Annotated in this window: 16 protein-coding genes; 10 read left to right on the plus strand and 6 right to left on the minus strand. The window is 69.2% G+C overall.

The genetic code is table 11. The annotated features are described in order from the left end of the window. Nucleotides 1-21: 21 nt before the first annotated feature. The 3 genes from ABL838_RS21820 to ABL838_RS21830 form a co-directional block, all read right to left on the minus strand. Nucleotides 22-543, minus strand: a complete 522-nt coding sequence (locus ABL838_RS21820) for a hydroxyisourate hydrolase (protein WP_418121868.1) — start codon at nt 541-543, stop codon at nt 22-24. A 119-nt stretch (nt 544-662) separates the two neighbouring features. Next, nucleotides 663-1,190, minus strand: coding sequence for a 2-oxo-4-hydroxy-4-carboxy-5-ureidoimidazoline decarboxylase (uraD, locus tag ABL838_RS21825; RefSeq protein WP_418121870.1), 528 nt, complete (start codon nt 1,188-1,190; stop codon nt 663-665). Nucleotides 1,191-1,203: 13 nt separating this feature from the next. After that, the gene (locus ABL838_RS21830; protein WP_126024452.1) at nt 1,204-2,532 is read right to left on the minus strand and encodes an MFS transporter; all 1,329 of its coding nucleotides are present in this window, start codon (nt 2,530-2,532) and stop codon (nt 1,204-1,206) included. A gap of 187 nt (nt 2,533-2,719) precedes the next feature. Between ABL838_RS21830 and ABL838_RS21835 the strand changes: the two genes are divergently transcribed. Next, nucleotides 2,720-3,682, plus strand: a complete 963-nt coding sequence (locus tag ABL838_RS21835; protein WP_418121872.1) for a LysR substrate-binding domain-containing protein — start codon at nt 2,720-2,722, stop codon at nt 3,680-3,682. Here the strand turns inward: ABL838_RS21835 and ABL838_RS21840 are convergent. Beyond that, nucleotides 3,679-4,599 (minus strand): LysR family transcriptional regulator, encoded by a 921-nt coding sequence (locus ABL838_RS21840; protein WP_418121873.1) that lies wholly within the window; start codon nt 4,597-4,599, stop codon nt 3,679-3,681. The genes ABL838_RS21835 and ABL838_RS21840 overlap by 4 nt on opposite strands. A 139-nt stretch (nt 4,600-4,738) precedes the next feature. Here ABL838_RS21840 and ABL838_RS21845 point away from each other — a divergent pair, with 139 nt between their 5' ends. Next, nucleotides 4,739-6,151: an MFS transporter gene (locus ABL838_RS21845; RefSeq protein WP_418121875.1), complete on the plus strand. Its 1,413-nt coding sequence runs from the start codon at nt 4,739-4,741 to the stop codon at nt 6,149-6,151. A gap of 10 nt (nt 6,152-6,161) precedes the next feature. On the opposite strand, the gene ABL838_RS21850 is transcribed toward ABL838_RS21845, so the two are convergent. After that, nucleotides 6,162-6,770, minus strand: coding sequence for a trimeric intracellular cation channel family protein (locus tag ABL838_RS21850; RefSeq protein WP_418121877.1), 609 nt, complete (start codon nt 6,768-6,770; stop codon nt 6,162-6,164). 674 nt (nt 6,771-7,444) lie between these two features. On the opposite strand from ABL838_RS21850, the gene ABL838_RS21855 reads away from it, so the two are divergent. From ABL838_RS21855 to ABL838_RS21880, 6 genes are all read left to right on the plus strand, one after another. Then, entirely contained in the window at nt 7,445-8,791 is a 1,347-nt protein-coding gene (locus ABL838_RS21855) for an EAL domain-containing protein (protein WP_418121879.1), read from the plus strand. After that, nucleotides 8,788-9,069, plus strand: a complete 282-nt coding sequence (locus tag ABL838_RS21860) for a hypothetical protein (RefSeq protein WP_126024446.1) — start codon at nt 8,788-8,790, stop codon at nt 9,067-9,069. Before ABL838_RS21855 ends, ABL838_RS21860 begins: the two co-directional genes overlap by 4 nt. Nucleotides 9,070-9,125: 56 nt before the next feature. Further along, nucleotides 9,126-9,710: a hypothetical protein gene (locus ABL838_RS21865; RefSeq protein ID WP_369661379.1), complete on the plus strand. Its 585-nt coding sequence runs from the start codon at nt 9,126-9,128 to the stop codon at nt 9,708-9,710. A gap of 28 nt (nt 9,711-9,738) precedes the next feature. Further along, on the plus strand, nt 9,739-11,157 hold the full coding sequence (locus tag ABL838_RS21870; RefSeq protein ID WP_418121880.1) for a CsgG/HfaB family protein: 1,419 nt from the start codon (nt 9,739-9,741) through the stop codon (nt 11,155-11,157). A 105-nt stretch (nt 11,158-11,262) separates the two neighbouring features. Further along, on the plus strand, nt 11,263-15,996 hold the full coding sequence (locus ABL838_RS21875; protein ID WP_418121882.1) for a beta strand repeat-containing protein: 4,734 nt from the start codon (nt 11,263-11,265) through the stop codon (nt 15,994-15,996). An 87-nt stretch (nt 15,997-16,083) separates the two neighbouring features. Continuing rightward, nucleotides 16,084-16,866: a Crp/Fnr family transcriptional regulator gene (locus ABL838_RS21880; protein WP_418121883.1), complete on the plus strand. Its 783-nt coding sequence runs from the start codon at nt 16,084-16,086 to the stop codon at nt 16,864-16,866. Nucleotides 16,867-16,907: 41 nt separating this feature from the next. Here ABL838_RS21880 and ABL838_RS21885 read toward each other — a convergent pair whose 3' ends face one another. Beyond that, nucleotides 16,908-17,834, minus strand: a complete 927-nt coding sequence (locus ABL838_RS21885) for a helix-turn-helix domain-containing protein (RefSeq protein WP_418121885.1) — start codon at nt 17,832-17,834, stop codon at nt 16,908-16,910. A gap of 304 nt (nt 17,835-18,138) precedes the next feature. Here ABL838_RS21885 and ABL838_RS21890 point away from each other — a divergent pair, with 304 nt between their 5' ends. Continuing rightward, nucleotides 18,139-18,597 (plus strand): response regulator transcription factor, encoded by a 459-nt coding sequence (locus ABL838_RS21890; RefSeq protein ID WP_240650784.1) that lies wholly within the window; start codon nt 18,139-18,141, stop codon nt 18,595-18,597. Between the two features lie 106 nt (nt 18,598-18,703). Beyond that, nucleotides 18,704-18,994 carry a DUF1330 domain-containing protein gene (locus ABL838_RS21895; protein ID WP_126024439.1) on the plus strand — a complete coding sequence of 97 codons (291 nt, stop codon included), beginning with the start codon at nt 18,704-18,706 and terminating at the stop codon, nt 18,992-18,994. The last annotated feature ends 3 nt before the right edge of the window (nt 18,995-18,997 follow it).

An 18,997-nucleotide genomic window follows, 5' to 3' on the forward strand; every position in this document is an offset into this window, starting at 1 on the left:
CCTTTCGTGAATCCGGTGAGCTCAGCTGCCGCGCGAATAGGTGTAGCTCCACGGGCCGAACTGGATCGGCAGGTGGATGCGCTCGGCGACGTTGGCCACGCGGATGCGCACCGGCAGCCTGGTCAGGAAGGGCGGCATGGGCAGCACGGCCTTCCTGCTGGCGAAGTAGTCGTCCACGTGCAGCAGCAGCTCGTAGTCGCCGGCCTGATAGCTGTCGCCGATCAGCAGCGGTTCTTCGGAGCGGCCGTTGCCGTTCATGACGACGCTGCGCAGCGGCCTGTAGCTGCCGCCTTCCAGCCGCGAGAAATCGATGCGCAAGCCGGTGGCGGCCGCGCCGTGGAAGGTGTCCAGCGCATGCACCGTCAGGCGCGGGCTCGCGCCATGCAGCACGATGGGGCCGCTGGCCTGGGCCGGGCCGGCCGGCGCGGCGTTGGGCTGTTGTTGCGCGAGTGCTCCACGCGTGGTCAGCGCCGCGGCACCCAGCGCCAGTCCCGAGAGCGCGAACTGCCTGCGCGCGGGTTGGGATACGACTTGATTCGCCATGCTGTTGTCTCCTGTCGTTGTTGCCTTTTTCGGGCGATGGAAGGCCTCGCCGGTGCATGGGATGCACCAGCCGGCGGGAACGGGAACGTGTCCGTCGGGAAGAGAGGGGAAAGGCGCCTTCAGCCGTCCAGCAGCGCGTCGATGCGCCCCCGGGTGATGAGCCCGATCTGGTCGAGCGCGGCGCGGTGCTCGGCCTGCGTGCTCGCTTCGGCGCGCGCGCGCATTGCCTCGAAGATCTGCTGCTTGGTGTTGCGGCGCACGGCGATGATGAAGGGGAAGCCGTGGCGCTCGCGGTACGCACGGTTCAGCCGTTGCATTTCGTCCAGCTCTTCGCGGCTGAGCGCGTCGAGCCCGGCGCTGCGCTGCTCGCCGACGGATTCGGTGGTCATCGTGCCGGCCTGGGCTTCGCGGCCGGCCAGTTCGGGGTGGCCGCAGAGGAAAGCGATGCGGCGCTCGTGCGGCGCCTCGCGCACCACGTCGAGCATTGCGGCATGCAGCGCGTCGGTGTCCGCGAAGGGCCTGCGAGCCCACGCGGCCTGCGCAACCCAGGGGGAGTTCTCGAAGGTCGCACCGACGGCGGCGACGAAGGCGTCGCGGTCCATGGCGTTGAGCGCGGCCAGGTCCAGGCGGGTGGCGGTGAGGGTCATTGGTTGTTCTCTCTCATGACTGCTTGCGATGCGAAGGCACGCAGGCCAGGATCAGCAGGGTGGCGCAGACCTCGACCGCCGCCACCACGTAGAGGCCGGGCGAGAGGCTGCCGGTGGAGGTCTTGATGAGCCCCAGCATCCAGGGCGCACCGAAGCCGGCGAGGTTGGCGATGGAGTTGATCAGCGCCACGCCGCCGGCTGCGGCGGTGCCGGCCAGGAAGCGGTTGGGCATCTGCCAGAACACCGGAATGGCACTCATGGTGCCGACGATGGCCAGCGTGAGCCCAACAAGCACCGCCAGCGCGCTGTGCCCCAGGAAGAGCGCCACGACCAGCAGCGAGGCAGCGCCCAGCGCGGCGGCCAGGGCGCAGTGCCAGCGCGATTCCTGCTGCCTGTCGGAGTGGAAGCCGTTCCAGATCATGCCGGCCGCGCCGCACAGGTAGGCCACGGCCATGATCCAGCCCACCGTCACCGGGCTGGTGAAGCCCACTTCCTTGACCAGCGTGGGACCGTAAAAGGTCAGCGAGGAATTGGCCGCGATGATGCAGAAGAAGATCAGGATCAGCAGCCAGATGCGCCCGCTCCTGAGCGAAGCCAGCATGCTGTGCTCGCGCTGGCCCAGCGAGCGGCCGTCGCGCTCGAGGTCTTCATGCACCAGCTGGCGTTCGCGCGCCGTGAGCCATCGGGCCTGCTCGGGCCTGTCGGTCAGGTAGAAGTACGTGACGAAGCCGGCAATGACCGAGGGAATGCCTTCGAGCAGCAGCACCCATTGCCAGCCCGACCAGCCGTTCACGCCGTGCATGCCGGTCATGATGGCGCCGGCCAGCGGCCCGCCGATCACGCCCGCGAAGGCCGAGGCCGACATGAACATGCCGAAGGCCTTGGCCCGCCGGTCGTTGGGGAACCAGTAGGTCAGGTACAGGATGATGCCGGGGTAGAAGCCGGCCTCGAACACGCCCAGAAGGAAACGCAGGAAATAGAACATCTCCGGCGTCTTCACGAACATCGTGGCGATGGAGGTCAGGCCCCAGCCGATGGTGATGCGCATGATGGTCTTCTTGGCCCCGATGCGCTGCAGCAGCAGGTTGCTGGGCACCTCGAAGAAGAAATAGCCCAGGAAGAAAATGCCCGCGCCCAGGCCGTACATCGCCTCGCTCCACTTGAGCTCGTCGAGCATCGTCAGCTTGATGAAGCCGATGTTGACCCGGTCGATCCAGGCCAGCACCCACAGCAGCATCAGGAAGGGAATGAGCCGCCAGATGATCTTGCGGTAGACCCCGTCCAGCTCGGACGGGGTGTCGGAAGGCCGGGCGGGTGCGGCCGCCGTGGTTGTCGATGTCATGCTTTGTCTCCAGGTCCTTGGTGTGGGGCTTCGCGATCCGCTCCATCGCCGAGAAGGAACGCCGCCTGCCGGGGCACTGTAGGCACAATGGTCCCGCCGCGCGCACGGCGCGCGGAATGTGCGGCATAAACCAGAGCGATAGGTCGCGCCCCGCGAGGGTGCGCCATCCGGTCGAACCCCTAGACACATGACGAGAAGCCAGGACCTTGTCGACATCCATCTGCTGCGCGTGCTGGCGGTGCTGGTGGCCGAGCGCAGCGTTTCTCGCGCGGCTGTCCGCATGAACCAGACGCAGCCGGCCGTCAGCGCGGCCTTGCGGCGCCTGCGCGACGCCTTCGGCGACCCGATCCTGGTGCGCGAGCGCGGCGGCATGGTGCCCACCGCCCGCGCGCTGCAGCTGCGCGACAGCGCGCGCGAGGTGCTCGGAGAAATCGACCGCATGCTGGCCGGCCCCGAGCGCTTCGAGCCCGGCTCCAGCACCATGACCTTCACCATCGCCACGCCGGACTACCTGGCCGCGAGCTTCATGGCCGAGGCAGTGGCGCGATTTCGCGCCGAGGCGCCGCAGGCACGCCTGCTGATCCACCCCCTCACCCCCGGCTACGACTACGAGCGCGCGCTGGCGCAGGGCGAGCTCGACATCGTCATCGGCAACTGGCCGCTGCCGCCGGAGCGCATGCACCTGTCTCTGCTGATCGAGGACGACCTGGTCTGCATGATGAGCCCGACCAATCCGCTGGCCGCGCCGGGCGCGATGACGCTGCAGCGCTACCTGGCGGCCGCCCATGTCGTGCCCACGCCCTTCGCCAAGTCGCACCGCGCGGTCGTCGACAGCCACCTCGCCGGGCTCAGGCAGACCCGCGACGCACGCGTCTTCGTGCCCTACTACGCAATGGCCCCCTGCCTCGTGGCCGAGAGCGACCTCGTCTTCACCACCGCGCGCCACTTCGCCGAGCAGTTCACGCGCAGCCTGCCGGTGGTGAACATGCCCGCGCCCGAAGGATTTCCGCGCATGCGCTTCTACCAGCTGTGGCACGAGCGCTCGCAGCACCAGGGCGCCCATCGCTGGCTGCGCGGGCTGCTGTCGACGGTGGGTAGGCACCTGGCGCAGTCGGCGCCCGGTGCGACGAGCGAGCCCGCTGCGGACTAGGTTTCGCCTTCCGCAAGGTCCCGGCACAGCTCCAGCACCATGCCGCGCAGCCATCGGTGCGCGGGATCTCGGTCCATGCGCGGATGCCACATCTGCGAGATGGTGATCTGCTCCGTGTGCATCGGCAGCGGGAACGAGCGCAGCGTGCTCTGCGCCCTCAGACGTTCGAAGTACGAGGCCGGTACCAAGGCCACAAGATCGGTCGCCGCCGCTATCGACAAGGCAGCACCGAAGCTCGGCACCGTGACCGCGACGTTGCGCGCCAGCCCCATCGCCGCGAGAGCCACGTCCGCCGGCCCTTCCTTGCGGCCGTGGCGCGACATGACCACGTGGTCGCAGGCGGCATAGCGCTCGGGCGTGATCCCGGCCTCGGCCAGCAGCGGATGGCCTTCGCGCACCGCGGCGATGAAGCGGTCCCGATAGAGCGCCTGGACGCGCACCTCCGGCCCCGCCGAGTCGCCCAGCACGCCGACGTCGAGATCGATCAGGCCTTCGCGCAGCGGGCGCACGTCCTTGTCGGGCTTGGGCGCGAAGCGCAGGCGAACGCCGGGCGCCTCCTTCGCGACACGGGCCACCAGCACATGCGCGAAGGCCTCGATGAAGCCGTCGTTGGCCCGTATGGTGAAGAGGCGCTGCAGCGTGCGCGGGTCCAGGCACGCGTCGGCGGGCTGCAGGACCGCGTGCGACTCCTGCACCAGGTCTCTCACGCGATCGCGCAGCGCCAGCGCATGCGGCGTGGGCACCATCCCGCGCCCGGCGCGCACCAGCAGTTGATCGCCTGTGGCCTCCCGCAGCCGCGCCAGCGTGCGGCTCATGGCCGATTCGCTCAGGCCCATGCGCTCGGCGGCCTTCGCCACGTTGCCTTCTGAAAGCAGTGCGTTCAGCGCGGTCAGCAGGTTGAGATCGGCGTCTTGCATGCCCGACGCTAGCACAGGCGCGCGGATCCAGGCAGGCGCCGCATGCAGGAACAACCTGCGCGCCACGCTCTGGGCCGGCGCGTCTTCGCGACCTATTCTGGGTCGACGCAATCGAGCGTCTTCCATCAAGGCCACTCCCATGCTTCTCTCACCTTCACTCCGCTCCAGCACTTCTTCCATCGGGACCGAGGCGGCGAACGATGCCGACGGCCTGCCGATGCCCCGGCGCATCGCGGCCGTCGCCGCCATCCTCGGCGCGGGCACCCTGGTGGTGCTCGACGGCGCGATCGCCAACGTGGCGCTGCCGAGCATCTCCCGGCAACTGCAGGCGACGCCTGCCGATGCGGTCTGGATCATCACGGCGTACCAGCTCGCGGTCGTGATGTTCCTGCTGCCTGCTTCCGCCGTCGGCGCGCGACTCGGCTATCACCGAGTGTTCGCCGGCGGCGTCGCGCTGTTCACCGCGGCGTCGGTGCTGTGCGCGCTTTCTCCGTCGCTGCCATGGCTGGTCGCCGCGCGATGCCTGCAAGGGCTGGGCGCGGCGGCAGTGATGCCGCTCGGCCTGGCGCTGCTGCGCTTCACCTATCCACGCCGGCTGCTGGCGAGCGCGATAGGCTGGAACGCACTCGCCATTGCGAGCGCCACGGCGGCGGGGCCTTCCATCGGCGCATTCATTCTTTCGGCGGCGAGCTGGCCGTGGCTCTTCGCGGTGAACCTGCCCATCGGCCTCCTCGTGCTCGCCGCTTGCACGAAGCTGCCGCGCCCCGAGTCGACGAAGGACAGCATCGACCTCTGGAGCATTGCGCTCAACGCGATCATGTTCGCCGCCTTCGTGCTCGGCAGCGACCGGCTGCCGTCGAGCCTGCCGCACGGCGGCGCGCTGCTCGGCGTGGCGATCGCCTCGATGGTCCTGCTGGTGCGCCGCGAGATGGCGAAGAAGGCGCCGCTGGTCCCGCTCGACCTGCTGCGCGTGCACTCGTTCCGCATCTCCGTCATCGCTTCGGTCTGCTGCTTCACCGGCCAGATGGCGAGCTACGTGGCACTGCCCTTCTACATCCAGCACGAACTCGGCCAGAGCACAACTGCCACCGGCCTGCTGATGACCCCCTGGCCATTGGCGGTGATGCTGGCCGCGCCGCTGTCGGCACGCATGGCGCAGCGGGTGCCGACCGCATGGCTCTGCGCGGCGGGAAGCGCGTTTCTCGCAACCGGGCTGGCGCTGTGCGCGCTGTGGCCCATACACGGCGACCCGGCCTTTCCGATCGCGCTCTTCACCAGCCTCGCCGGCTTCGGCTTCGGCCTCTTCCAGACGCCCAACAACCAGAACATGCTGCTCTCGGCGCCCAAGGAACGCAGCGGCGCGGCCGGTGGAGCGCAAGGAACCGCGCGGCTCACCGGGCTGACGCTCGGAAGCCTGGCGATGAGCCTGGTGTTCGGGGTACTGCCTTCGCACAGTGCCGTGCACCTGGGGCTCACGATGGCGGCGCTGGCTGCCCTGGCGGGGAGCGTGGTGAGCCTGCTCAGGAGCCCTGCAAGGCCGCGGCTCTCGTGAACAGGAAGCCCTAGGCCGGCAGTTGCAGCAACGGCAGGTGCCAGCCGCCGTAGATGCCACCCACGCGCAGCGCCACGATCAGCACCACGCCCGCATGGAAGGCCCAGCGCCTGCTTGCTCCCGCGGCCTGGAGCAGCAGATAGGCGGCGATGCCCGCGATGGCGGCAGAACCATAGATGCCGCTGCTCAGCAGCAGCGGAACATGCGCGGTGAACACATCGCGCATCAGGCCGCCGGCTGCGCCGGTCATGGTGCCGACCAGTGTCACGATGACCGCCGGCAGCCGCCGCTCTTCGGCGATCTGCGCCCCGGTGATCGCGAAGAGCCCCAGTCCCAGCGCATCGGCCAATGCCAGCGCGTGCTCCGGTATCGGTATGAAGTGCACCCACGCGATGCTCGCCACGGTCGCCACGAGGATCACGTAGACATGGCGCACGTCACTGATCCAGAACACCGGATGGCGGTTGAGCAGCAGGTCGCGCAGGGTTCCGCCACCCACCGCGGTGACGGAGGCGATCACCAGCACGCCCAGCCAGTCGAGTCCCGCGTGGCCTGCGGCCAGCACGCCGCTGACTGCGAACACGGCAACGCCGGCAAGATCGAACAGATACAGCAGCATGGCTTCCGCCGATGCGGGTGTCGGCGCCCTGCCTGGCTCTTCTCGCTCGGAATGTTCCATCGGTCGGTGTGAAGAGAAGGTTGGAAGATCGGTGCCCGGCATTCTGCATGCGAGTGCCGGGCGCGTTCCCGAGGACAGACCGGGTCCGCCTTCCAAAGCCCGCTTCCACCCGGAGACTGCGATCTCCGGTGGTCATGTTGACAAATGTGAACTGGCACACATTCGCCGTCCGAAAGCGAATGCGGCCTCCTACTGCAATCCGTAGTATTCATTTTGTTTCACAACTGTTCTACGGAGCTTGCACGTGATGGCCTGCAGACCCTCGTTCCACCGAACGTACGAGCCGCTGAATGCGGTTCGCGGGTCCGCCGCACGAACGCGTGGCCCCGCTGAGCCGAAGGCCACGTCCATGCCGTACACCTAGCCGTTCCCGCGTGCCGCGCCGAAGTTCTCGCGCGAACCGCACGCCCTCTCTCCCGTGACCCGATAGCCGATCGCCGGCACTCCTCGAAGGGGTGCGTGTCGCGTGATGCCTTCGCTCGTCCGGTGATTTCCTGTCTTCCGTCTTGATCCTGCGCCGCGGCGCGGGATGGAGAAGTGCTGCCGCAAGAAGCGCGGCCTCTTTCTTCTCTCTTCACCGGGTTCGAGCAAAAGAAATTCGATCGAGGACGCAAATGGCCGCTCTCTCATCACCGACCGCCTGGCCTGCAGGCACGCACCGGCCCGCCGCCTGGGCGCAGCGCACGCCCGCAGGAAGCCGCGTTCACGGCGCACATGGCCCGCATGCCGAGCCCGTGGCCCGGAACTCCACCGCGGCTGCGGAACGCATCGCCGCTCGCAGGGCCTGCGCCTTCGTGTTCATCGCGAACCTGCCGTATCTGGTCGAGGCCTACGGGCAGGACTTCGCGTCCGCCACGAGCCTCGAAGTGCAGCGCCGGCTGTGCGCCAACTTCATCTCGCTGCCCTCGTCCGACATGGCCCGGCTGCGTGACGACTGCTTCCTGCTGTGGGAGAACGAGGCATTCGATTGCGCGGCTCACGGCATGCGCGATCGAGGTGACGCGCCGCATGCCTCCCGCCCCATCGAGACGCTGCTCGCGGTGCTCGGCGCCGAGCCCGTGCGGGCCGGCGGCATCGCCGCGCTGGTGCAGCTGCATGCCGACTGGATCGACGTGCGCTCGCCGCAGCAGCTCGGCGCCTCCGAGATCGAGCTCACTCTGTGGACCGCGCAGCCCTTCCCCGACTCGCGCGAGAGCCGAGCCGACGGCTGGCGCCAGCTCTACCGCGCCGACATGGACGTGGCCGTGCGCGTGAGCGAAGCGCTGCGCGCCGAAGACCTCTCGTTCTCGTGGCAACCGGTGGTGCACCCGGGCAGCGTGGCCACCACTCTCTACCGCGCCGGCCGTGCGCGCATCGCGCCGAGCCACGGCGAAGCGGCCTCGCTCCTGCCCGAAGTCTTCATGCCCTGCCTGCAGCGACTGGGCCTCACGCGCGCCTTCGACCGCACCGTGATGCGGCGCGCCGTGGCCGCGCTGCGGCTGCAGCCTTCGGCGCATATCGGCGTGAGCATCTCGGCGCAGGGCATCCAGGTCGACCACTGGTGGGCCTCGCTGCTCGCGGTGCTGGACAGGGAGCCTGCGCTGGCCTCGCGGCTCGTGATCGAGATCGCGGACAGCGCCGCGCTGCCCGACCTCGAGGCAGCGCACGACTTCTGCGTGCAGCTGCAGCTGCGCGGCTGCCGCATCGCCATCCGCGACTTCGGCAGCGGCACCGACAACCTCGCGGCCGTGCAGGCATGCGGGCCCGACATCGTGAAGCTCGACGCGGCCCTGCTGCGCCGCGCGCGCGACAACGAGTTCGGCCGGGAATGCCTGCGCGGAATGCTCGCGATGTGCGCGCACTTCGCGCCGCACGTGGTGGTCGACGGCGTGGAGCGCGACGACGACGTGCACATCGCATCGCACGCCGGCGCGCAATGGCTGCAGGGCTACGGCATCGGCCGCGACGGAGGCAGGCCATGAGCATTCCCGCCGACATGCAGCTGCGCCTCGCGCGCCTGAGCACCGACCTGCTGCAGATGCAGCGCGCCGTGCTGGAACTCATGCAGGAGTGCGGCCCGCAGGACCCCGAGGCCAGCGAGCACGACCTCATCGCCGCCGCGCAGTACCGCGCGCTCGAAGCTGCATTGCACGCGCCCGGGGCGGCTTCGCCATCGCGCAACGAAGCAACCAACGAGGGCGGCGAGCTGCTCGCATGGCCCGGCTTTCCCCAACCCGTGCAACGGGCGATGCGCGCATGAGCTTCAGGCGTTCACACCCGGTTCCCGTCTTTCCCATTTCCCTACGCAGGACTCCCATGCCAATCCAATTTGCCCTGGCCCCCAGCGGCGCGTCGCCCTCCTTCGCCGCGCGCTCTCTTTCCTCGAACGCCGCACGCGCCGCGCTGTGCATGCTGCTCGCCGTCGCGGCCGCGTGCGCCTCTGCCAACAACGTCGGCGAGAACAGCGCCTGGCAGTTCCAGACCTCCGCCGACAAGGCCAACCAGGCGGCGGTGCAGGACATGATCCAGCGCAAGAAGGCCGGCTCGTACGGCGCGGCCAACTACACGACCAACAACTACGTCGGCAAGCAATACAACTGCGACGTCACCTCGACCGCGCAGGGCAACCAGGGCACCAACAGCACCACCGCCAACTCGCCCGGCACCAGCGGCGCGTCGGCCAACTCCACCGGCAACTCGAGCACGGGCGTCGGCGGCACCGGCACGGTGAGCACGGGCCAGGCCAACAGCGGCGCCGTGGGCTCCGCGGTGATCGGCTCCACCACCAGCAACGTGCAGGGCTGGTCGAGCCAGGCCCTGAACTCCAACCAGACCAACACCGGCAGCCAGAGCGCAAGCATCAGCGGCAGCACGGCCTGCGCCTTCGGCGCACTCAACTGACCACCCAACCGACAGGGAAGAAAAAGGAATGACCGCATTCAAGTCGATCCGCGCGTTGCCGCTCGGAAAAAAAGCCGCATCGCGCGGACTGGTTGCAGCCGCAGCCGTCATGAGCCTGGCCGGCTGCGTCGTCGCGCCGCAGCAGCAGATGGCGCCGAAGGAAGCGCCTGTGGTGCTCGGCCCCGCCGTGCGCGAGAACGTCACGCCCATGGAGGCGGTGCTCGCCTGCTTCGGCGATCACGTGGCGTCCGCGATGACCGCAACGCAGCGCCCGCCCATCGTCATCACCGTGGGCGACGTGAAGGACTACACCGGCAAGTACAGCATCAACGAAGGCAACGCCATCACGCAGGGCGGCGCGCTCATGGTGTATTCGGCGCTGGGCAAGCTCGGCGGCGCGGTGCAGGTGGCCGAGCGCTTCGACCCGGTGATCGCCGAGCGCGAACTCGGCTATGCCGACCGCCGCCAGCTCGGCGACGGCCGCACCCACCAGCTCGCGGGCCCGAACGGCGGCCAGACGGTGCCATGGCTGCCGTACTTCGGCGGCTCGATCAACAAGTCCGACTACTTCATCGTCGGCGGCATCACCGAGCTCAACTACAACATCAACTCCGGCGGCGCCGAGATCGGCGTGAACCAGGTGGGCGTGAAGGCGCGCACCTTCAGCCAGTCGGTAGGCATCGACCTGCGCATCGTCGACACCAAGACGCTGATGATCGTGAAGACCATCAGCCTGACGAAGCAGTTCAACGGCTACGAAGTCGGCTTCAACGTCTTCCGCTTCTTCGGCAGCAAGCTCTACGACATCGACGTGGGCGCCAAGGGCCAGGAACCGGTGCAGATGGGCGTGCGCGCGGCGCTCGAGGAAGGCGTGGTGCGCCTGGTGGCTGCGGTGTCCAAGGTCGATCCGAACCCGTGCCTGGGCATGCGCATGACGGGCGAACTGACCCTCACGCCCGCCGAGCAGATGCGCAAGGTGCCCAACCCGCTGGTCGACGCCTCGGGCGCGCCGGTGCAGCAGGGCGAGGCCGTCAACGCGGCCAGCCAGACGGGCGCGAGCCTCACGGGCTCCAGCCTGCAGATTCCCTTCGAGTTCGGCGCGGCCGCGCTCACCGGCGGCACGCTGAACCTCATCGACCAGATCGCGGCGGCCGCGGCCAAGGCCCCCACCGAGGTGGTGCTGGTGGCGCGCGACACCGAGAACTGGGACGCCGGCAAGCGCGACCTGCTCACCGACCAGCGCATCGGCGTGGTCACCACCGCGCTCGCATCGCGCGGCCTCGCGCCCGGCGGCATCAGCGTCACATGGCGTCCAGACAAGGCCGACACGTCGATCCACCGCGACGGCCCCGGCCTGCAGGAGATCGCCAAGCTCCGCGTCCAGGGCGCGGGGAGGGGTGGGCCGGCCCGTCCGGTCCGTGAGGAGAACGCAACCGGAGGGAAGTAAGTCACCGAGAGGCACCACGAAGTCTTCATCCCAGGACGACGCGACGTCCGTCATTTCGCTTTTCATCGAACCAGTCTTTTTTCCAGATTCATCAAAGGAAGAACCATGCAGAAGAACCGCAAGAACCCGCGCGGCCGCGCCAACGGCGCGCCGCTCAGCAGCATCGGCCTGGCCGTGCTGGCCACGCTCGTGGCCGGCGGCGCACAGGCAGCCGACACGACGGTCTCCACCATTCCCACGGTGGCCGTCAACACCACGGCCTACCAGAGCGTGCAGTCGGTGCAGGACAAGTCGCAGCCCGTGACGGCCACGGCTGCCGGCAGCGTCATCGACGTCACCACCGCAGGCCCGCAGACCGGCGGCAGCAACACCGTCACGCAGAACAGCGTGAAGGCCAGCGCCACGGCCAACGCATTCACCAACGCCGTCGACCTGTCGCTCGCGGGCGGCAGCGGCCAGGTGCCGGCCGAAGGTGCGGCCTCGCTCGGCGTGCAGACCAACAGCGGCGTGGTCTCCAGCAGCGCCACCGGCAACACGGTGAAGGTCGACCTCGACGGCTTCTCCGGCGGCGGCGCGGCCAACACCGCCAACACCATCTCGGCGAGCACCACCATCAACAGCGGCTCGTCGACCGTCTCCGGCACGGTGCCGGTGGACTACGCCTCGACCAGCCCCGGCTCGGTGACGCTGAGCTATTCGCCTGCCGGCTCCAGCAGCGCGGCGCACGGCAGCCTGGTCGCGACCTCGGTGCAGCAGGGCACCGGCGGGGCTTCCTCCGCCTCGGCCAGCGGCAACACGGTGACGCTCACGCTGACCGCCGACGGCGAAAACAGCGTTGCCGCCGCACCCGCGCTCGACGGCAACACGGTATCCGCCACGCTCAAGGGCAACACCGCCAACAGCACCATCAGCGTGCAGTCGGGCGGCGCGCCGGCCTTCACCGGCTCGGCCGTCGTCTCCAACCAGCAGGTGAACCAGTCGGCCACGCCGGTCACGCACTCGGCTTCGGCCAACGGCGACGGTGTGATCGCCTCCATCGGCGGCAACGCCACAGGCGACACTAATACGCTGAAGGGCTCGCTCTCGGTCCAGGGCAACACCATCTCCAGCGCCGCCACGGGCAATGAAGCCCTCGGCGCCACCGCCGGCACGGCCGGCAACCGCATCGTGCTGGCCGACGGCGTGTCGGTCTCAGGCTCGGGCGGCGCGACGGCCAACACCGGCGCCTACAACGGCGGCAGCCTGTCGAGCACGCTCGCGGCCGACCTCGCCGTGTCGAGCAGCCAGGGCAACGTGGGCGTGTCGCTCTCCGCCGCCACGCAGGGTTCGGGCGTCATCGCCGCCGTGCAGTCGGTGGACGGCGGCGCGGTCACCGTAGCGAACAACGCTGCCATCGCCTCGGCCACCGGCAACGCAGCGTCGAACGCGATCCTCAGCGGCAAGGATGCCGCCGCGTTCACCGCGACCGCCGCGCTGGCCAACCAGCAGAGCAACTACAACGGCGGCGTGAGCGCCCTCTCGAGCCTGGGCGTCATCGGCGCGATCACCGGCTCCGAGGATGGCACCAACAACGCCAGCGCCGTCTCGGTCACGGGCAACCGCTCGGCCGCCACCGCCTATGGCAACAACGCCAGCCAGAGCCTCGCGCTCGCGGCCAATGCGCTGCCGCTTTCGGGTTCCACCGCCGTGCTGTCGGGCGGCAGCCTGCCCGATGGCAACGTCACCGCATCCGGCGCGGCCACCGTGACGAACCTGCAGGGCAACTACTCGGCACCGGTCTCGGCGCAGACGGTGGGTTCCGTCGTCGGCCTGATGGGCGACTCGCGCGGCACCGGCGGCGACACCATCCACGGCAGCAGCTTCACCGTGGGCGGCAACACACAGGAAGCGGTGGCCGTGAGCAACAGCGCCGGCAATGCGCTGTCGCTGACCGGCACCACCGTCGGCTCCGGCGCGGGCGTGGCCAACGTGCAGGTGACCGACGGCGGCTCGCCGGTCGGCGCCCTGCTCGCGGGCTCCACCGCCGCGGCCTACCTCGGCACGCACGCCACCGACAGCACCGTCGCGCTCACCAACAACCTGCAGCGCGCCGTGGCCTACGGCAACTCGGCGGCCAACAGCCTGAACGTGACGGCCAACAGCGCCACCGTGGCTCCCTCCGAGGCGCCCGCCTCGGTCGCAGTGCCCGCAGCCGGCTCGGCCGGTGTCACCGCGGCCTACGGCCTGCTGAGCAACCAGACCGCCGCCGGCGCCGTGAGCGCGGTGGCCGATGGCACGGGCTTCCTGCCCGTGGGCGCGCAGACGGTGCTGATCGAAGGCAACGTCACCCGCAGCAGCGTGTCGAACCAGGGCAACGCCTTCGTCGCCGCCGCCTACGGCAACGACGCGACCAACGCCGCCAAGCTGGCGCTGGGCACCGGAGGCACCGTGGCCGGCGCGGCCTCGGTGGGCAACCTCACCAGCGTGCAGAACGCCGCCGGCTCGGTCGTCACGGCGACCGCCTCGGGCGGCAACGTGGTGAACACGGCCATCGAGGACGACGTGGCCGCATCCACGGTCGCGACTTCGGGCAACCAGCTGCAGGCACTGGCCTACGGCAACCGCGCGAGCGGCAACACCCTCGACGTGTCGGGCAACACGCTGGCCACCGTCAGCGCACAGCCGCGCGCCGTGAGCAACGGCGGCACGGCCATCGCCGATGCGGCCTTCAGCGTGCAGAGCGTGCAGAACGCCTCGGGCAGCCTCACTGCCTCCCTGCGCTCCGAAGACGCCCCGGGCACGACCGCTTCGCAGATCCGCACCCAGATCGGCGGCGACGTGACGGGCTCCAGCGTGGCATCGAACGGCAACGGCGCCAGCGCGGCCGCAACGGCCAACAGCGCCGCCAACGGCCTGACGCTCGCGGGCAACGGCCTGTCGACCTCCAGCGCGGTGCAGAACGTACAGAACAGCAGCGCTTCGGTGCAGGCACTCGCGGGCCAGGCCGGCACGCCGGGCACGCCTGCGTCGCCTGCCACGCCGTTCACGTACAGCGCTCATGTGCTGGACCCTGATGCCCTTGGCGGCAGCACACTCGGCGGCAACACGACCATCACCAGCGGCACGCTGGGCGTACTTCAGTCGAGCCTGACTTCGCAGGAGATCGCCTACCTGACCTCGAACGGTTGGACGGTCGGCACCGGCGCGAACACCGGCCTGCTCACGGCACCGGCGAGCATCCTGGGCACGGTGACCACCGCCACCTACGACAACCTGCGCAACGCACAGTCGGTCCCGTTCGGCGCCACCATCCCCGGCACGTCGGCCGTCGCCGCCATCCCGAACCAGGGTGGCGTCGCGGTCGCGGTGGGAGGCAACGTCACGGGTTCGCAGCTCGCGGTCAACGGCAACAGCAGCAGCGCCGCCGTCACCGGCAACAGCGCCACCAACAGCGCCTCGGTCACCGGCAACACCATCGCCTCGGGCGGTGCCGCGACCACGGCCAGCGCGGGCAGCCTTGCGCTCGGCGCGACCGGCGCACAGGCCGACCACACGGTATCGAACCTGCAGCAGGTCACGGGCGGCGCGACGCTTTCGACCAGCGTCTACGGCACCTACGCCATCGACGCGACCGCCGGCGCGGCCATCTCCGGCTCGACGCTGAGCGTGTCCGACAACAGCCAGCGCGGCAGCGCCGTGGCGAACACGGCCACCAACAGCCTGAGCCTGAGCGGCACCAACGTGTCGAACACCACGGCCCTGTCGTCGGCGCAGTCGGGCAACGCGGCCGTCTCGGCGGCTTCCGACCTGGAGCTGTATGCACCGGGCGCGGTCTCGGCCTCGTCGGTGGACCTGTCGCGCAACAAGAACGTATCGCTGGGCGTGATCAACGATGTCGCCAACACGCTGAGCGTGAAAGCCTCCAACGCGACGCCGGCCGGCGCCACCGCCAACGCGCAGCTGGTGGCAGGCACCGCCACGGGCGACAACGTGCTGAACAACGCGCAGTCGGCCACCACCTCGGTGAGCAGCGCTGCGACGACGCGCCTGTACAACCAGGACCAGACGGCCTCGGCCACGACGGGCCTGGCCAACAGCACCGCGACGATCGCCGGCAACAGCACGACCGCCGAGGCCTCGGCCAACCGCGCCGACAACAGCGTGGCGCTCAACGGCGCCGCGGTGCTGGGCGCGAACGCCGGACTGAACAACACGCAGACCAGCAGCGCGGCCGTGTCGGCCAACGCCTCGACGTCCGCCACGTTCAAGCTCGAAGGCACCTCGCCGGCAACGGCCGCGGCGCTGAACAGCGGCATCACCATCGACGGCAACAGCACCACGGCGCTGGCACGCGGCAACGCAGCCAGCAACGCGCTGAACGTGTCGGCAGGCAGCGGCTACGCCGCGGCATCGCCGGTCGCAGGCAGCTCGGCCGGCGGCGCGATGCAGGCCACGCAGGCCACGGCGGCATTGCTCAACACGCAGGGCAACACGGGTAACGTGACGGCCAGCGCGAGCGGCACGTACCAGGTCGCGCTCAACGGCGTGACCGCCGGCACGGCGCCCGGCATCACGAACGGCACCGCCGCGCTGACGAACAACACCGTCGCCGCGCAGGCCTACGGCAACTCGGCCACCAACGCGGTGACCGTGGCTGCCACGGCGGCCAACCGTCCGACGGTCGCGGTTGGCAACTACCAGACCAACAGCGGCGCCATCACCGCGACCGCCACCGCCGTGAACTACGGCGTGGGCGTGACCGGTGCGGCCGCCGGCAGCACGCTGCGCGCGGCAGGCAACCAGGTGACGGCGACCGCGGTGGGCAACTCCGCCGTGTCGACGATCGCCTCGGCCCGCTGAGCGTCGCCCCCCTTGCCCCGGCCGGTGCGCTGCGCGCCCTGCCGGGGCTTTTTCCGCCCGCCTCCGGGCCGGGCATTCGCGCGAACCATGTACCTGCATCCCCTCATCACCAACGTGCCGCCGGCGGAGCGAGCGGCGCTCGTCCAGAGCTGCGAGCTGCGCTCATTCAGGCGCAACGAGATCGTGCTGGAGGCCGACACCTGGACCGACCGCATCTATTGCGTGGCCAGCGGGCTGCTTCGTGTCGTCGCCCACGGCAGGGGCAGCGCGCAGGCCAGCGACGTCACCACCGATTTCATCCGCCAGGACGACTTCTTCCTGAGCCCCTCATTCGCTGAAGACCGCTACCAGGCCATGCAGACGCTGGTCGCCGCGCTGCCTTCGGCCGTCTACCTGGTGCCCGTGGCCGCCATCCGCCGCATCTGCGGCGCGCACCCCGAAGTGGCCATCGGCCTGCTCGGGCTTGCAATGAAGCGCATGAGCGTCATCCGCAGCCAGCTGCGCCGCATCTCCGCGCTCTCGGCCGAGGACCTGGTGGGGCGCGTGCTGCACCAGCTCACGCTGCTGGCGCCCGCTGGCACTGGCGGCTACGACAAGCGCATCACCCAATCGGTGATCGCCTCTTATTCGGGACTGTCGCGCGAGGTGGTCAACAAGACCATGCGCGACATGGAGAGCCGCGGCCTCGTGCGGCGCGACGAGCACGGCGTGCATGTGCAGCCCGACTTCGCCGCAACCGACTTCGGCGGCCTGCTGCCGCTGGAGCAGAACCTGTCTTCGGTCGAGCCGCGGCAGCACGACCCGATGCTGCCGCCGGAATTCTTCGACCTGCCACGCACGCGGCGCGAAGCCGAACCCGGCAAGGATTGAAAACGTGCGCCCGGCGGCGAATGCGAACGCCGGGCTTTCCTTCAGGCGAAGTCGGTCGTCGCGAAATCGTTGGCGACGTGCACGCCGTCATCGTCGCGGCGCACCAGGCCACGCAGTTCGAAGTCGCGCATGGTCTTGTTGACCACCTCGCGCGACAGCCCCGAATAAGAGGCGATCACCGACTGGGTGATGCGCTTGTCATAGCCTTGCTCACCCGCGGGCGCGAGCCGCGTGAGCTGCTGCAGCACGCGAAGCACCGAGTCTTCGGCCGTGTGCACGGAGATGCGGTGGAACTGGCCCCGCAGCGTGCTCATGCGCTTCATCGCAAGGCCCAGCAGGCCGAGCGCCACTTCCGGATGTCTCTTGCAGAGGCTGCGCATCTCCCCGACCGGAATCAGGTACACCGACGAAGGCAGTGCGGCAACCAGCGTCTTCTTCGAGCAGTAGCTGTCTTCCTGCATCGACAGATGGAAGAAGAAGTCGTTGGGTCCGATGAACTCCGTGGTCATCTCCGTGTCGCCGCGCTGGTTCAACGAGACCACGCGCAGCAAGCCGCTCGCCACGCAGTAGATCTGGTCGGTCGAATCGCCGGCGGCCAACACGACTTCGTTGCGCTTGTAGGAATGCAGGCGGGTGGACTCGCCGAGCTTGGTGCGCTCCGCCAGCGGCAGACTCGCCATCAGGGGATGTAGGTACATCATCGAATGGTGCTTCCCAAGGCCGCTTCGAGGGAACACACAAACATGGGAGGCCGTGCATCCGATCCGCTCAGGCAGGCTGCGCAAATGTATGCATGACATGCACCGCCGCGCATCGCGACGCAGCAGGCCGCGCTGCTCCATGTCGCGCATGGTCTTGTTGACCACCTCGCGCGACAGGCCCGAGTACGAGGCGATCATCGATCGCGAGATGCGCTCGTCGTAGCCGCCCTCGCGCACGCGCGCCAGTTGCGTGAGCTGGCGCAGCACGCCCCGTTAAACAGCACGGCTCCCGCAGCGGGGGCATTCCAGGCGCCGGCCGCCTCTGACCAGCATTCGAACCGATGCGCTGCTGGAGCCTGTTCGGGGGCTGCGAGACTCTTTGCACCGGAATGTGATGCGCAGCACATCTGCGCCCCGAAAGCAGGTGCGCGAGGGCAAGGCGATTAATACCATCGACTTCGCTCTCCGGCGCCACGGACAGGACAACGATCCGCCAGCCGCAGGCCAGTGCAGCCTTCCACCACTTTTCATGATGCAGTCCCTCCACGCCCCAGAGGAAATCGCCGTGCCCATGCACCCAGGCCACTCCGCCCACGCCATGGCGGTGGCCGGCGCCCTGTGCGAACTGTTCACCCAGGCCAGCGAAGTTCAGCTGGCGTTCCTGCTGCGCTCCATCGAGACGGGCGACGCACCGGCCGCGGCCCGCGCCGCGCAGGGCATCCTTGGCGCCATCGCGTCTTCGGCGGCCCGATGCGAACCAGCGTCCGACGCTCCCGCCGCCCCGCTGTCGTCGCGCGAGCTCAAGGTGCTGTGCATGATCGCGGGCGGCTCGACCAACCGCCAGATCGCGGACGCGACGCATCGCTCCATCAACACCATCGAGGCGCAGGTAAAGAGCATGTACCGCAAGCTCGGCGTGCGTTCGCGCACGCAGGCCGTGCGGGAGGCAATGCAGCGAGGACTGCTGATGTGGCGCGACGAGGGCGCGCCGGTCGCCGTGGTTCGCACGCAGAGTTCAGCGCTCTGCTGAGGAGCCTGCAGGCAGCCACGCCCGCTCTCTCGCAACGGCCCTTTCAAGCGGAGGGCAAACAGGCAAGCTATATTGCCCGCTCCCAACCAAGACGAGAGAAGCCGACATGGCAAAAGCCTACTGGGTCAGCGCATACCGCGCCATCAAGAACGCCGACAAGCTCGCGGCATACGCAAAGCTGGCAGCCCCGGCAATCACCGCAGGCGGGGGCCGCTTCCTGGCACGCGGCCTGCCCACGAAGGTCTACGAGTACGGCCTGTCGGAGCGCACCGTTCTGATCGAATTCGACAGCATCGAGCAGGCCACGGCCACGCATGACAGCCCTGAATACCAGGCGGCGCTTGCTGCGCTGGGTGATGGCGCCGAGCGGGATCTGCGGGTTGTCGAGGGACTCTGATCG

Source organism: Variovorax sp. 160MFSha2.1, assembly GCF_048305075.1.
GTDB classification, from domain to species: domain Bacteria; phylum Pseudomonadota; class Gammaproteobacteria; order Burkholderiales; family Burkholderiaceae_C; genus Variovorax; species Variovorax guangxiensis.

Coding starts and splice junctions, on each gene's coding strand:
- ABL838_RS21830 (WP_126024452.1), bottom strand. CDS start 2,532: ATGACATCGACAACCACGGCGGCCGCACCCGCCCGGCCTTCCGACACC.
- ABL838_RS21820 (WP_418121868.1), bottom strand. CDS start 543: ATGGCGAATCAAGTCGTATCCCAACCCGCGCGCAGGCAGTTCGCGCTC.
- ABL838_RS21895 (WP_126024439.1), top strand. CDS start 18,704: ATGGCAAAAGCCTACTGGGTCAGCGCATACCGCGCCATCAAGAACGCC.
- ABL838_RS21840 (WP_418121873.1), bottom strand. CDS start 4,599: ATGCAAGACGCCGATCTCAACCTGCTGACCGCGCTGAACGCACTGCTT.
- uraD (WP_418121870.1), bottom strand. CDS start 1,190: ATGACCCTCACCGCCACCCGCCTGGACCTGGCCGCGCTCAACGCCATG.
- ABL838_RS21845 (WP_418121875.1), top strand. CDS start 4,739: ATGCTTCTCTCACCTTCACTCCGCTCCAGCACTTCTTCCATCGGGACC.
- ABL838_RS21860 (WP_126024446.1), top strand. CDS start 8,788: ATGAGCATTCCCGCCGACATGCAGCTGCGCCTCGCGCGCCTGAGCACC.
- ABL838_RS21865 (WP_369661379.1), top strand. CDS start 9,126: ATGCCAATCCAATTTGCCCTGGCCCCCAGCGGCGCGTCGCCCTCCTTC.
- ABL838_RS21855 (WP_418121879.1), top strand. CDS start 7,445: ATGGCCGCTCTCTCATCACCGACCGCCTGGCCTGCAGGCACGCACCGG.
- ABL838_RS21875 (WP_418121882.1), top strand. CDS start 11,263: ATGCAGAAGAACCGCAAGAACCCGCGCGGCCGCGCCAACGGCGCGCCG.
- ABL838_RS21870 (WP_418121880.1), top strand. CDS start 9,739: ATGACCGCATTCAAGTCGATCCGCGCGTTGCCGCTCGGAAAAAAAGCC.
- ABL838_RS21850 (WP_418121877.1), bottom strand. CDS start 6,770: ATGCTGCTGTATCTGTTCGATCTTGCCGGCGTTGCCGTGTTCGCAGTC.
- ABL838_RS21835 (WP_418121872.1), top strand. CDS start 2,720: ATGACGAGAAGCCAGGACCTTGTCGACATCCATCTGCTGCGCGTGCTG.
- ABL838_RS21890 (WP_240650784.1), top strand. CDS start 18,139: ATGCACCCAGGCCACTCCGCCCACGCCATGGCGGTGGCCGGCGCCCTG.
- ABL838_RS21880 (WP_418121883.1), top strand. CDS start 16,084: ATGTACCTGCATCCCCTCATCACCAACGTGCCGCCGGCGGAGCGAGCG.